The organism is Melioribacter sulfuriphilus (genome assembly GCF_052656625.1).
This window is the reverse complement of sequence record NZ_JBQXXK010000002.1, coordinates 387,085-401,129: the sequence shown is the minus strand read 5'-3', so window position 1 is coordinate 401,129 and position 14,045 is coordinate 387,085. Positions and strand designations below refer to the sequence as shown.

Sequence of the window (14,045 nt, the reverse complement as noted above, 5' to 3'; positions counted from 1 at the left end):
TCCAGTCTGTATTAATTAATAATTTCTAATTTATTTCAGTATCAAACTTGCAGACCCGAGATAAAATAAAATTGTTCCAATATCGGTAAGAGCAAGCGTTACAGGTCCAGAAGAAATTTTTGGGTCTAAATTTGTTCTGTGTAAAATTGCCGGTACACTAATTCCCCAGAAAGCAGCCAGCAATTCCACTATAATAATACTCAGTCCAACTACAAATGCAGCATTAAGATCTTTCTTCCAGATAACAATTACGGCAAAAACAACCAGCGCACAACTTAATCCCAACAAGGCTGAGGTTTTTAATTCTTTGACAATCGATTTCAGATACCATTCCTTCGTAGGGCGATTTGTATGAAGGGCTTGAATTGATACCGTCATTGATTGTATACTTATGCTTTCACCGAGTCCAAGTACAAGCGTAATAAAAAAAGCGATTACAATACTTTCGGCTAAAGTAGCTTCAAAGAAGCCGGCAAGCAGGGCACAAATAGTGCCACTGATAATTGTTGTAATGAGCCAGGGAAAGCGATATCTCCACGCTTTTAGCGGTGTGGCATTTTTTATTTCTTCGATTGTAAAACCGATGATTTCGAATATATCACTCTTTTTTTGGCGTGCTTCGATATCCGGATCCAGTTCAAGTAATTCCTCAGTAAATAATGTCACATCCACAATACCGATTATTTTGTGATCTTTATCGACTACAGGAAGCGCCAGAAATTTATATGTAACGAAAAACTCACATGCATCATAAACTGTAGCGTTATCGGGCAGAGCTGCCACACGTGTAATCATAATATCTTTAATATGTGTATTTTTTGAAGCAGTTAACAATCTTCTTGTAGGTAACACTCCTACCAGTTTTTCCTCGTTGTCGACCACATAAAAATATACAATCCTTTCTCCAATGCCTTCCATGCGGATTTTTTCTAAGGCCTCTTCGATTGTTAACTCCTGATTCAAAGCGGTATAGTCGCTCCTTATATATTCCTTAACCGGATGATTATATTTATGATGTTTATGCATTAAACGTCCAGATTTGCGTATTTAGCATGTTTTTCGATAAACTCTCTTCTCGGTTCAACCGCATCCCCCATAAGAGTTTCAAAGATTTTATCGGCCGCTGCAGCACTCTCAAGATTGACCTGAAGTATTGTTCTTGTTTCGGGATTCATTGTTGTCTGCCACAATTGTTCAGGATTCATTTCTCCAAGTCCTTTATATCTCGATACAACAATTCCTTTCATTTGTTTTTGAGTTCCTTCTTCTCCTTCCTCAACTTCATAAACCTCGTCTTCATCTTTTCCTTTAGAGTCACTCTTCAAACGTTTCAAAATTGAGTCGCGCTCCTCGTCATCGTAAGCATAATATTCTTCTTTACCTTTTTTTATTTTATAAAGAGGCGGCTGTGCAATATAAATTTTCCCCTGATTGATTAAGTCTTTCATATAACGATAGAAGAACGTCAGTAGAAGTGTTCTGATGTGGCTTCCGTCTACGTCGGCATCCGTCATTAAAATAATTTTACCATATCTCGACTTAGAAGCATCGAATTCATCGCCGATACCGGCACCAATAGCAGATATTATTGCCTGTATTTCTTGATTTTCGAGTATCTTGTTAATATTTGCTTTTTCGACGTTGATAATTTTTCCTTTAATTGGAAGGATTGCCTGGAATCTTCTATCGCGTCCTTGTTTGGCCGATCCACCTGCCGAGTCGCCTTCAACAATATAAATCTCGCAGTGCTCAGGGTCGTTGATAGAACAGTCAGCCAATTTGCCTGGAAGATTTAATGTATCGAGAGCATTTTTTCTTCTAATTAATTCTCGAGCTTTTCTTGCGGCTTCTCTTGCTTCGGCAGCTTTGACACTTTTTTCTATAATCTTTCTTGCTACAGAGGGATTTTCTTCGAGATATTCTGAAAGTTTTTCTCCAACAATCGACTCAACTATCGACTTAACCTCGCTGTTTCCGAGTTTGGTTTTTGTTTGCCCTTCAAATTGAGGCTCCATAACTTTTACTGAAATGACTGCCGTTAGTCCTTCTTTAAAATCATCTCCAGTCAGAGTGATTTTACTGTTTTCTTTAATAAGCCCATTCTTGTAAGCGTAATTATTAAAAGTTCTTGTGAGAGCGCTTCGGAATCCAACTAAATGAGTTCCGCCTTCAATTGTATTTATGTTATTGACATAAGTGTGAACGTTTTCACTGTAGGAGTCGCTGTACTCAAATGCTATCTCAACCGGAGTTCCTTCTTTTTCCCCTTCGATGTAGATCGGTTTATGGAGAGGATTGCGTTGTTCGTCGAGATACTTAACAAAGTCAATCAGTCCGCCTTTAAAATGATATTTTTCTTCAATGCCTTCATTCTCGTCTTTTAAAATCATGGTAACATTTTTATTCAGGTAGGCCAGCTCTCTAAGTCTTTCAGCTACTATTTCGTATTTGAATTTTACTGTTTTGAAAATTTCTTTGTCTGGTTTGAACGTTATTTTTGTGCCAGAAGTACCTTTTTTATAAGTTCCAATTTCTTTAACCGGGCCCTGAGGTACTCCTCTTTTGTATTCCTGCATATAAATTTTACCATCTCTTCTTACTTCAGCTCTCAGCCATTCTGAAAGAGCGTTAACAACAGAAACGCCTACACCATGTAAACCACCAGAAACTTTGTACGAGCTTTTATCGAACTTACCGCCGGCATGTAAGACAGTCATTACTACTTCGAGTGCAGATTTTTTTTCGACTGGATGAATATCTACAGGAATTCCCCTTCCAAAATCTTCTACTGTTATACTCTGATCCTTATGTATTGTGACAATAACTGTATCGTTAAAACCTGCTAAAGCTTCGTCTATACTGTTGTCTACCACTTCGTTAATAAGATGATGTAAACCACGAGAACCAATGTCCCCAATATACATTGCAGGACGTTTTCGTACTGCTTCAAGTCCTTTTAATATGTTAATATTTTTGGCTGTGTATTCACCATTTTGAACTGTGTTGTTTTTCATGTTTATATCAGTTTTATTGTTTTTAAAATCTGTTTATTAAAAAAGTTATTGATCTTTTCTGTTATCTGTTTTCTGTATAAAAAGAGCTCGCTTTTCCAAACAGAATTTTCGACCTTTATAAAAAGCACCTTGTCTTCCACTTTTTTCGGTACTGCGATTTCTTTCAATTCTGGAAAAATCGTGTAAAATTCTTCTACAACTTCGTACGATTCCGCAATTTCTCTCAGATTCTTAAATTCTTCCTGCTCAATAATCTGACTTATACTCTTAATGTCAGTTGACAACTTTTGCTTTGCCATTTTCTACTTTTATCATTCTATTGTCGTTATTGAGTTCTTCAAAATATGTCAGGTCGGTCATAGTAATAAAAGCCTGTCCTATTTCAGAAAGATAGCCGCTAATTTTTTCAGCGCGTTTTTTATCGAGCTCACCGAAGACATCGTCCATCAAAAAAATGGGTATTCTATTCAGTCTTTCCTTGATATAAAAAAACTGCGCGAACTTCAACGCTATCTGAAAAGTTTTATGCTGACCTTGCGAACCATATTTTTTTAATTCTTTGTAGTTAATTAAAAAAATCAAATCGTCACGGTGTGGACCAATTAAATTTACTCCCCTCCTTATTTCCTCGTCCCTTGCAAGATCAATTTGTTTTCTAAATTCCTCATTTATCTTTTCTTCTGGGTTGCAGAGCGTAGTATAATTTATGTAAGGAATCTCGATTTCCCCCATTATGTGCTGATATGCTTGCCTTAGGTATTCATTAAATTCCGATACAAATTTAATTCTATGTTCAATAATCTGAGTACCTTTGAGAATCAGCGATTCCGTCCAGGCTTCCAGCTGGTCGTAAAGATTTGTGTTTCTGTTTTCTCTAATTTGAGACAATAGGTTTGAACGTTGTCTCAGAATTTTATTGTAATCGATATAGATGTTCAAATATGAATGACTTAGCTGTGAAAGTGTTGAATCGACGAATTTCCTTCTATCGGAAGGAGACCCTTGAGTAAGCAGGTGGTCTGACTGAATAAGTGTTACAATGGGAAATTTGCCGATTATTTCGGCTGAATTAGGAATAATTTTATCGTCGAGATAATAGTACTTTCTCCTGGAATCGAAGTTCAAACGAACCGAATGGACTGCCAAATCTTCAATAACTCCTCTAATTTCCATAAATTGCCTGCCAAAAGTTACAGTATCGGAATCTGAAAAAGATAAAAGATTCTTTGTGGTACAAAGGTAGTAGATAGCTTCTAAAATGGATGTCTTTCCCTGTCCGTTTCCTCCTACCAGGAAATTTAATTTATTGGAAAATTCTACCGATGTGTCTTCATGCAGTCTGAAATTGCGCAAGTTTATATTTCTTAGGATCATCTTATGTATTCAAACGTACGGGCATCAACAGCATCATCAAATCTGTATTTTCTTTCTGTTCCACCGGTTCAATAATAACTGCTTTGGTAGGCGAGTGCAGTTTTAATATTATTTCATCGTAATCCGAAAGATGACTTAAAATATCATTGATATAAGTAGAATTGAATCCAATCTCCATTTTTTCTCCCTGGTAGTCGCACATCACTTTTTCTTCGCCTGCCGCACCTATATCGATATCCTCAGCAGAAATTATAACTTTATCGGTGTCAATCGAGAACTTTACTCTTCTCGTAGTACTTGTTGTAAAAAGCATCATTCTTTTGATTGACTCAAGTACTTCATTTGTTTTAAGTCGTAGCTTATATTCATTTTCGAGAGGTATTACACTCTTGTACTCCGGATATTTTTGTGCTATTAAACGTGTAATTAATTCCATATCGTTTAATTTGAACGACACATAACTGTTCGTAAAATAAATCTTCAGCTCTTTTTCGTCCAGCACTTTGGATAGAACTGTTACAGCACGTTCTGGAATCACATACTGTTTATTAATATCCGTCTTTATACTTTTATTCAGATAATTAACAAGACGATGTCCATCTGTTGTGACAAATCTCAATCCATCGTCGCAAAATTCAAAAAGAGTTCCCATCATTGCTGGTCTTATCTCTTCTTTACTCATAGCAAAAGCGGTTTTGTCGAATGCGTTCTTCAGTTCCTGGCCGTTGATCGAAATTTCATATACTTCGTTGCTTGTATTTATGGTTGGAATTTCCGGGTATTCGTCTGCGTCGATATAACTTAATGTGTATCTTCCATTTTCTGTAGTTATTTCGAGTCGTTTATTACTGTTAATTTTAAAGTGAACAGTAGTATCCTTAAACGATTTTATTATGTCGTAAAACAAACGCGCTTGAATAACTATTTTTACATTTTCGTCGGATGCTATATTCAAAAACGACTTCAGAGATATTTCAAGGTCCGTTGCATAAATAGTCAGAACTCCGTTTTCAACTTCAAGAAGAAAGTTTTCGAGTATTTGCATTGGAGTTCTTGTAGGCACAGCGGGAATAATTTTGGCAAGTAGTTTTTCAAGTTCTTTACTGTTTACTTTAAATTCCATAAATAATCTCCAGCTTTCAACAAAAAATAATAAAATAGAGAGAGATAAACAATTTTATTTTAGCCTTGTCCACACACGTAATTATTATGTTTTTATAGTTTTATTATATAAACAAAAGAATAAAAACAATAACGATGTTGATATGTTGATAAGCACTGAAAGTCTCGTTAATAGATTAAAAAGGAACATTGTTAAATTTTATTATTGTGGATAAACAGTTGAAAAAAGTGAGTTATCAAAAGGATGTTTATAAAAAGAAATTATCCACAGCTAAAAAACAGTTTACCAACAAGATATAAACACTCAAACAGCGCTCATTTCGATCTTGTTTTTTAAGTTTTCTATTATCTCTTTAACGTTGCTATCTTTTTCTAACATTTGTTCCATAGTATTAAAAGCGTGTATCACGGTTGAGTGATCGCGTCCACCAAAGTGAAGACCAATGGTTTTGAGTGATGACTTGGTCAATATTTTGGAAAGGTACATTGCTATTTGACGGGCAAGTACAATTTCTTTCTTGCGGTTTTTTTCGCGTACTTTGTTTTCGTCCACTTTAAAGTAATCGCAGACGACCTTAGTTATGTAATCAATGGAAATGGAAACATGCTTGTTTGTAGAAACTTCCTTTACAATTTTTTTGACAAGTGCAAAGTCGATTTCTTTTGAGTTAAGAGAAGAAGTCGCAAGAATTTTTATCAGACATCCTTCCAGTTCTCTAATGTTCGATGTGATATTGTGTGCAATATATTCATAAATTTCGTTTGAAAGTTCCAGTCCAAAACTTTCGCTCTTGTTTTTTAAGATTGCTACGCGAGTTTCAAAATCTGGGGGTTGAATATCTGCTGTAAGACCCCAGGAAAATCTCGAAATTAATCTTTCGTTTAGGCCTTTCAATTCTTTCGGTGGTTTATCGCTCGATAAAACTATCTGTTTTCCACTTTGATGAAGTGTATTGAATATCTGGAAAAATAAGTCGAGCGTTTTTTCCTTGCCAACCAGGAATTGTATATCATCGATAATAAGTGTATCCATGCTTTTATAAAAAGCAGAGAACTCGTTAACGCGGTCGCTCTGGATAGCTTCTACAAATTCAACAGTAAAAGCGTCGGAAGAAAGATAAATTACTTTTTTTGATGAATCTTTCTCCAAAATTTTATTTCCAATTGCATGCATCAAGTGGGTTTTTCCGAGACCTACACCTCCGTAAATAAAAAGAGGATTAAAAGAAGTCTGACCAGGATTATCGGCCACAGCCAGAGCAGCGGCTCGTGCAAGTTGATTTCCCTCTCCCTTTATAAAATTTTCAAATGTATAGCGTGGATTAAGAAATGACTCGAATTCATTTTTCTTCTTTTCTAAAACAACAGGCTCTTGTTTTTCCTCCTTTACCGCTTCTGTTGTTTCTTCAAAGGGATAGTTTTCTTCATAAACAATGTAAACAAGTTTACCTTCAGGACCGAGAACTTGATTTACAGTTCTGTTAATTAATGTGTTGTAATGCTCTTCGATCCACTCGATAAAAAAGTTATTCGGTACGAATATTTTTAACGTATTATTTTCGAGCTCGTATGGCTTTATGGGTAAAAACCAGGTATTATAGGTTATATAAGGAACATTATCTTTGATAATACTCAAGCATTCTTTCCAGATATCTTTTGCGTTTTTTTCAGTTTCAATCTTTTCGGTATTTAGAGCAGATTGATTAAATTCCATATCACTTATCCACAATTAGATTAATGAAAAAATTGAGAATATTAATTATTTGTTAAGAAAACTGTAAGTGAAAAGGTTTAATTTCCACAAATTATTCACATTAAATAAATTTTATAACTCCTTAAAATTAAGGAGGTTACGGAATTTGCAGTAAAATAACGAACAAAAATTAATAGTAAAGTTGATAAAATTACCCTTGTAAACGCGATGTGAAACGTTTCACACAATCAACTTATCAACAAATTATCAACACCTGTTTTCTATACCTTATCCGGGCGTGAAAATATGAGTTGCCGACGATAAGAGCAAATTAATTTTAAATTCTTTTTCACTTTTCTTTTCGATGAACTCAATTTATTTTGAATTACGAAAAAAATGGAGAAAGAAAGTGAAAAATATTTTAATAATTTTTACAGGCGGCACATTTTCGATGAAGATCGATAAGAAAACCAATTCCGCCGTACCTTATTATCATGGCAAGGAATTGCTTAAAATAATTCCAGAAGCTGATAAGAAGGCAAAAATTTCCGTTTACGAGTTTGGTAATTACCCAGGACCACACATGACACCGGAGTTAATGCTTAAACTTTCGGAAATAGTTAAAAATTATATTAAGAAAAAAGAAATTGACGGTATAATAGTAACTCACGGAACGGACACGCTTGAAGAAACTGCATATTTTCTCGATTTGACTGTAAAGACGCAGAAACCGATAATTGTTATTGGAGCAATGAAAACCAGCTCTGAACCCGATTGGGATGGTCCAAAAAACCTGCTCGACGCAATATCGATTATTAACAATCCCAATAGCAGGGGCATGGGAGTGCTGGTCTGTCTTAATGGAGAAATCAATGCAGCAAGCGAAGTAACAAAAACTCATACTGAAGATATTGAAACATTTCGAAGTCTCGATTTCGGCTCGCTTGGTTTTGTTGAAAAAGACAGAGTAATCTTTAATCGCTTGCCAAGAAAACTTGAAACGTTTGAGACAAAAAAAATAAATTCTAATGTCGATTTAATTAAGGTTTATGCAGGCATGGACGATAAGTTTTTCAAATATTCGGCAGATAGCGGAACGGAAGGGCTGGTTGTAGAAGCAATGGGAGTGGGTAATGTGCCTCCAAAAGCATTTGAGGGAATAAAATACGTTATTGAAAAAGGGATTCCAGTTGTTTTGGTCTCCAGATGCCCCGCAGGAGAAACTCTCGATATTTACGGTTACGAAGGAGCAGGAAAGTGGCTCAAGAAAATCGGTGTTATTTTTGCTGACTATCTCAACGGACAAAAAGCCAGAATAAAATTGATTGTCTGTCTCGGTATTACAAAAGAGATTGATAAATTAAGGTCGATGTTCGGCGATGACTGATAGTCACCTAAAAAAATGGATGCCTTCGATTCTATTTTTACCGGCAATAATTTTTTTAATACATAATGATGGAAAGGTATTTCTTCTGAATGAAATAAATCTTCTCATTCATGAAGGAGGACACGGAGTTTTTGCTCTCTTTGGAAAATTTATCTATACGCTCGGTGGAACTCTCATGCAAATTATCATTCCCTTGCTCTTTATAATTTATTACTACAAGGAAAAAAAATATACGCTCGCCAGGATTTTTCTTTTATGGTTAGCTCAAAATTTAATTAACATAAGTATATATGCATCAGATGCAGCAGAGAAAAAATTGAGACTTTTAGGCGGAAGCAAAGTGTACCACGACTGGAATTATATTCTAAGTAGTATAAACTTGCTTGAGTACGACAATATAATAGGTCTGTTATTTTATTTACTGGCTCTTCTTATTTTTGTTTATATCTTAATAATGCCATTGCTAATCGGTGAAAAAAGAAGGCTGTCCCCCGAAGAGGAGAACAGCCTTGAAAATATCTTAGATGAAGAGTAATTGAATTAGTATAAATATTGGCAAAAGAACTATCAAAGAAAATTTATACATATAAGCAAAAAAGCTGGGCATTTTAATATTATTCTCTTCAGCAACAGCTTTTACCATGAAATTTGGCCCATTACCAATATAAGTCATGCTACCAAATAAAACAGCACCAATTGAAATAGCTCTTAAAAGGTCCTCTGGAATTCCAGCTACGAGCTGACCAGTCTTTATGCCCAGACCAAGTGCAAGAGAATGAAAAGTTACTGCAGTTGGAGTATTATCCAGAAAACTGCTGAGCGCACCAGTATAATAATAAAATTGATGAGCCAGAGATACACCTAATTGATGGGCGTTTGTTTCCAGGTAGAGGAGTGCTGGTACCATTGTAATGAAAATACCCAGAAAGAGATATGCCACTTCTTTTATTGGCTCCCATGTGAAATTGTTCGATTGTCGTGTTAACTTTGGTGTAAAAAGAAGTGAAAGAATTGCCATTACAACTATTACTGCTTCTCTGATGAATTTGTAATATTCATTTTTTTCTATAAAGGGGAGATACTGTTCATTTAGAAAAGCAACCGAAAGAACCACCCCAATAAGCCAGAAGAAATTCAATTTTCCTTCGAGTCGGATCGGTTTAATATTGGTACGATCTTTCACAATCGATCGATTTGATTCCTTTTTGTAATAATAACTATCTACAATAAAATAAGTAATGATTAATAAAAGATTGGCAAACAGCCACTCTGGAGTTAGTTTAAAGAACCATGTAAATGGAGCACCACGCAAATACATCATGAACAAAGGTGGATCGCCTAATGGAGTTAAAAGACCACCACAATTGGCAACTATTGCAATGAAAAATAGAATGGTGTGTACTTTGAATTCTCTTTCTTTGTTAGTCTGAATTACTGGACGTATTAGAAGCATTGCGGCTCCAGTCGTCCCCATAAACGAAGCCAGAACTGCTCCAATTCCCAAAAACAAAGAATTTACCTTTGGAGTTGCTTCGATATCTCCCGACAGGTAAATTCCGCCAGTAATTGTAAAAAGTGCGCCAAGCAATATTATAAATGGAATGTAATCAAAAACCATTATTTCAAATAACTCGTGAGAAAAGCCGGCTGAGAGTAAATAAATTACTGCGGGAATGCTTAATATTATTGCAACGATTAGTTTATTCCGATTCTTTTCCCAGAAGTGTTCCCAGAAAAGTGGGAATATTGCTATCGATAAAAGCATCAATACAAATGGAATTATACTTATTAGTGGAATTGTGACTTCATGAGCTTCCATAATTATAACCAGTTTTGTTGAATAAAATTATGCAAAACTATCATTTTCGGACGATTATATCAAATTTTTGTTGGTTTTTATCATACTTATTAATGTAAAACTATATAGATAAATTAATTTTTAAGTCTATTGGACACACAATCTTTTTTATAATAAAAAATGAAATTAGTGTGAGGATCGCTGATGTAACAAAGATATATGAAATGTCGATATAGTTTATGATTGTGCCGATAAAGAGGGGCGCTATAATTAAAGATAAATTAAGTGTTCCAAACAATCCAAGATAGAGGGTTCTGTTTTCTTCATTCGAAATTTCAATAATTGCACCCTCCTGTATTATCTTCCATGAACCGATGGCTCCCCCGATTATGAAAAACAAAACATAAAACAACATTATCGAGTTAATTAATAAAGATAAGAGGGGAATAGAAGCAAGTAGCGGTATACTAATTCTCATCATTCCCTTGTATGAATAACGGTGTACTACTTTTTTCCAAATTAAGCTGGAAGCAATCATTCCTGAAATCTGTATAAGTAGAAAATTCCCAACTTCTAATTTTGTTATTGGAATGGATTCCTTTATATATCCAATTAAAAAAGGGAGCGTGACAAATGAAACACCGGCGAGATTGGAAATTAATATTAGCTGGCGTAAGGTTTTGCTGTCTTTTATTTCACGAGTGATTATTCCTAATAATTTTTCTTTTTTTATTATTAATTGAGAAGCTTTCTCATTAATCATCCAGAAGCCGAATGATGCAATAAAAAGAAAAGAAGCTGCACTGAAGAAGGCAACCTGATAATTACGCGGGAATTCAATCCCGTTCAATAAATATTTTGCCAGGAAGGCTGAAAAGAGAATACCGATCCCTGTAAAAAATTGTTTAAAGGCAAAGAATTTTTTACGTATTGAATTCTCAAAACTTTTGCCTACAATATCGCCGTAAGAAATTCCCGCAAAAGCACCGCTTACTGAAAAAAGAAACATCCAGAAAAGTAAAAAATAAATAAAAGAGGTCGTTGAAATTTGTCCAATAAGAAAAATAGAATAAGCAGCGCCTGCAAAGGCAATAACTCTTAAATAAATGGCAGCAAGAAGAAAATTCTTTTTGTGTGGTTTGTCTCTAAGAAGAATTGCAAAGAATAACTGAGATAACAACGGCACCCCAATCATAATCGAAGTAAGATATCCAACATCTGTTTGAGTACCTCCAGCATAAAGTATTAACGCCGGAAGTATTGTGTTTTTATCTGCAAAAGTTTCTGCCAGTGCTAACCAGAATGCATGCCATATGAGGGAAAAAAAGTTTCTTTTTTGGTAAGTAACAGGATGTGCTGTGTCAATTATCTTTTGCATCGTAGTCTTTTTTTATTAACCAACGCTCATTTTTGCCGTTTGTTACTTTATATAATCGACTGTTCCATATAATAATTTTTCTACTCCCACTTTAAACTATATTTCCATTGCATTGACACATTGCTGTTGGGTGTGTTAATAGTTTCAAACGCATGAGGAAAAAATTTTCTACAATAAAAGTTGCTTTTCCATTTCAAATAATTTTGCAATTTCTTTTCGCCTGGATTCTATAGTTTATTGACAGAGCTTACATGCCTATTCTTATCGTATTCATAAAAGTAAAATGAAGAGCGTAATAAATCTTTTTTCCACCTGGTTTACCGAAGAAAATACACCAGTTTTAATGAATTATCTATCACTTCCTGTTTAAAGTTCTTTTGCAGTAAAGTAGCCACTTTGTATAGCAGAAACAGCATCACCTACTTTTTCGGCATCTCCAATTATGTAATAAGGGATTTTTCCATCGAGCTTTTCTACAAGCGATCTATCGGGTATCATGCCTGCAGCTACAACACATAAATCGATGTTCTTAAGCACGGTTTCTGTGCCGTTTTTATTTGAGATGCGGACTTCATCTTTAGAACAACTCGTTACCTTCGAGTCTGTTATAATTTTAACTCCCGCTTTGTTGAGCTTATTTAAATTCAATTTTCTGGTTATTAATTCCATGTCGCGGGCAATTTCGTCGAGCATTTCGACTATTGTAACATTGTTGTTATTGTCGACGAGTGCCGATGCTATTTCAACTCCGATCGAGCCACCACCAATAATGAGTACATTTTTATTGTGCGGAGGGTCTAACATTATTTCTGCCCAATTGTATTTTTTCATCCCCTCAATTTTCGGAATAAAAGGTCTGGAACCGGTGGCAATTAAAACCCCATCAAATTTTCCGATCAAATCTTCGGGAGTTGCCTCTTTGTATATTACCTTAACATTACTATCGTTAATTTCTTCGATATAAAAATTGATTTGCTTATTTAATGAAATTTTGCCTGGTGGCAGCGGAGCATAATTAAATTGACCGCCGAGTTTTTCCTTTTCGAACAAAGTTACATTGTGACCTCTTTTTGCCAAAGTGAGAGCAGCTTCCATACCTGCCAGGCCGCCTCCAACAACCGCATAATTCTTTTTCGTTGTAGAAGGAACAATATCTTCCAGTTCCCTTCCTACCGTCGGATTGATTTCACATTGCAAAGTTTTGCCAATCTTTATTCTACCCAAGCAACCAGTTAAACAAGAACTGCACGGGCGGATTCGTTCGTCAAGTAGTTTTAAATATTTACCCGCGAAATCGGGGTCGGCTATAAGAGCACGCCCTATTGCCACATAATCGGCAGAACCGGAATTAAAAATTGTGTCGATATCTTCCGGCTCGTTAATCTGCCCAACGGCAATAACAGGAACTGAAACAGCTTCTTTAATTTTTTTTGAAAGCTCCCAATTTTTTCCTTTTGGAATGAAGTGATGTTGATAATACCACGGTGGGCTCATACAAACATTACCAGAAGTGACATGAAGGGCATCAACTTTTTTATTCTCCAGCGTTTTTGCTATTCTAATGGTCTCTTCAATCGAAATTCCGCCGTCGTACATCTCATCACCGCTCAGCCGAACAATTACAGGCAGGCCGGTTTCTTCTTTAATTCTTCTCAATATTTCTATACCAAAACGGAGACGATTTTCAAAACTACCGCCGTATTGATCTACTCTTTTGTTTGAATCTGGAGAGATGAATTGTGCAATCAGATAGCCAAGTCCAAACTGAAGTTCTATTAAATCATAGCCCGCATTTTTAGCACGAATGGCAGCCTGTATGTATTGATTCTCTACTGAATTAATATCATCTATTGTCATTTCTTTTGGCTTTTTGCCGCCGTTTGGGCATTCAATTTCTGAAGCAGAAAGAAAGATGTTTCCTTCGAGTTTTGGATTTGCCATTCTGCCGGGATGATTGATGTGTGCAATTGCAAGTGCACCATTTTTATGGATTGTATCTACTAATTTTTTGTGTCCCTCTATTTTATCGTCGGAATCGATCCCTATTTGAGTAGGAAGTTCTCTAACTCTGCGGTCAATATAAAACGGTTCGAAGATAACCGCTGCAACATGACGGGAACGCCTTTCCCAGAAAGCGATGTGTCTTTCTGTTATTTTACCACTGCCGTCTCCATAGCCAGTTTTGACGGCCGACATAATTAATCTGTTTCTGAATTCAGGGAGTGCCATTTTTTATAATTTTTTATTTGGTTAGATGCTACATCGGGAAAATTGATTCG

The 14,045-nt window shown here is 35.5% G+C and carries 11 protein-coding genes; 2 read left to right on the top strand and 9 right to left on the bottom strand.

What is annotated here, in order from left to right; all coding sequences use genetic code 11:
* Positions 1-30: 30 nt before the first annotated feature.
* From ACUN8G_RS03650 to dnaA, 6 genes are all read right to left on the bottom strand, one after another.
* Positions 31-1,026, bottom strand: a complete 996-nt coding sequence (locus tag ACUN8G_RS03650) for a magnesium transporter (protein ID WP_437345766.1) — start codon at positions 1,024-1,026, stop codon at positions 31-33.
* A complete protein-coding gene (gene gyrB, locus ACUN8G_RS03645; RefSeq protein ID WP_437345765.1) occupies positions 1,026-3,014 on the bottom strand; it encodes a DNA topoisomerase (ATP-hydrolyzing) subunit B in 1,989 nt (662 codons plus the stop codon). Before gyrB ends, ACUN8G_RS03650 begins: the two co-directional genes overlap by 1 nt.
* A 2-nt stretch (positions 3,015-3,016) precedes the next feature.
* Positions 3,017-3,313: a DciA family protein gene (locus ACUN8G_RS03640; protein ID WP_437345764.1), complete on the bottom strand. Its 297-nt coding sequence runs from the start codon at positions 3,311-3,313 to the stop codon at positions 3,017-3,019.
* The gene (gene recF, locus ACUN8G_RS03635; RefSeq protein WP_437345763.1) at positions 3,288-4,388 is read right to left on the bottom strand and encodes a DNA replication/repair protein RecF; all 1,101 of its coding nucleotides are present in this window, start codon (positions 4,386-4,388) and stop codon (positions 3,288-3,290) included. The genes ACUN8G_RS03640 and recF overlap by 26 nt, the downstream gene beginning before the upstream one ends.
* Position 4,389: 1 nt before the next feature.
* The gene (gene dnaN, locus ACUN8G_RS03630) at positions 4,390-5,511 is read right to left on the bottom strand and encodes a DNA polymerase III subunit beta (protein WP_437345762.1); all 1,122 of its coding nucleotides are present in this window, start codon (positions 5,509-5,511) and stop codon (positions 4,390-4,392) included.
* A 303-nt stretch (positions 5,512-5,814) separates the two neighbouring features.
* Positions 5,815-7,224 carry a chromosomal replication initiator protein DnaA gene (gene dnaA / locus ACUN8G_RS03625; RefSeq protein ID WP_437345761.1) on the bottom strand — a complete coding sequence of 470 codons (1,410 nt, stop codon included), beginning with the start codon at positions 7,222-7,224 and terminating at the stop codon, positions 5,815-5,817.
* 388 nt (positions 7,225-7,612) lie between these two features.
* On the opposite strand from dnaA, the gene ACUN8G_RS03620 reads away from it, so the two are divergent.
* Together ACUN8G_RS03620 and ACUN8G_RS03615 are read left to right on the top strand one after the other, a co-directional pair.
* Positions 7,613-8,590, top strand: a complete 978-nt coding sequence (locus ACUN8G_RS03620; RefSeq protein WP_437345760.1) for an asparaginase — start codon at positions 7,613-7,615, stop codon at positions 8,588-8,590.
* Positions 8,583-9,125 carry a hypothetical protein gene (locus tag ACUN8G_RS03615; protein WP_437345759.1) on the top strand — a complete coding sequence of 181 codons (543 nt, stop codon included), beginning with the start codon at positions 8,583-8,585 and terminating at the stop codon, positions 9,123-9,125. Before ACUN8G_RS03620 ends, ACUN8G_RS03615 begins: the two co-directional genes overlap by 8 nt.
* Here ACUN8G_RS03615 and ACUN8G_RS03610 read toward each other — a convergent pair.
* The 3 genes from ACUN8G_RS03610 to ACUN8G_RS03600 form a co-directional block, all read right to left on the bottom strand.
* On the bottom strand, positions 9,111-10,409 hold the full coding sequence (locus tag ACUN8G_RS03610; protein ID WP_437345758.1) for a sodium:proton antiporter: 1,299 nt from the start codon (positions 10,407-10,409) through the stop codon (positions 9,111-9,113). The two genes, ACUN8G_RS03615 and ACUN8G_RS03610, sit on opposite strands and share 15 nt — an antisense overlap.
* 100 nt (positions 10,410-10,509) lie before the next feature.
* Positions 10,510-11,766 (bottom strand): MFS transporter, encoded by a 1,257-nt coding sequence (locus ACUN8G_RS03605; protein ID WP_437345757.1) that lies wholly within the window; start codon positions 11,764-11,766, stop codon positions 10,510-10,512.
* A gap of 366 nt (positions 11,767-12,132) precedes the next feature.
* A complete protein-coding gene (locus tag ACUN8G_RS03600; protein ID WP_437345756.1) occupies positions 12,133-13,995 on the bottom strand; it encodes an NAD(P)/FAD-dependent oxidoreductase in 1,863 nt (620 codons plus the stop codon).
* Between the last annotated feature and the right edge of the window lie 50 nt (positions 13,996-14,045).

What these genes read in the sequence shown, in the direction of transcription:
- ACUN8G_RS03650 (WP_437345766.1), bottom strand. Translation starts at nt 1,026, where the DNA reads ATGCATAAACATCATAAATATAATCATCCGGTTAAGGAATATATAAGG.
- gyrB (WP_437345765.1), bottom strand. Translation starts at nt 3,014, where the DNA reads ATGAAAAACAACACAGTTCAAAATGGTGAATACACAGCCAAAAATATT.
- ACUN8G_RS03640 (WP_437345764.1), bottom strand. Translation starts at nt 3,313, where the DNA reads ATGGCAAAGCAAAAGTTGTCAACTGACATTAAGAGTATAAGTCAGATT.
- recF (WP_437345763.1), bottom strand. Translation starts at nt 4,388, where the DNA reads ATGATCCTAAGAAATATAAACTTGCGCAATTTCAGACTGCATGAAGAC.
- dnaN (WP_437345762.1), bottom strand. Translation starts at nt 5,511, where the DNA reads ATGGAATTTAAAGTAAACAGTAAAGAACTTGAAAAACTACTTGCCAAA.
- dnaA (WP_437345761.1), bottom strand. Translation starts at nt 7,224, where the DNA reads ATGGAATTTAATCAATCTGCTCTAAATACCGAAAAGATTGAAACTGAA.
- ACUN8G_RS03615 (WP_437345759.1), top strand. Translation starts at nt 8,583, where the DNA reads ATGACTGATAGTCACCTAAAAAAATGGATGCCTTCGATTCTATTTTTA.
- ACUN8G_RS03610 (WP_437345758.1), bottom strand. Translation starts at nt 10,409, where the DNA reads ATGGAAGCTCATGAAGTCACAATTCCACTAATAAGTATAATTCCATTT.
- ACUN8G_RS03605 (WP_437345757.1), bottom strand. Translation starts at nt 11,766, where the DNA reads ATGCAAAAGATAATTGACACAGCACATCCTGTTACTTACCAAAAAAGA.
- ACUN8G_RS03600 (WP_437345756.1), bottom strand. Translation starts at nt 13,995, where the DNA reads ATGGCACTCCCTGAATTCAGAAACAGATTAATTATGTCGGCCGTCAAA.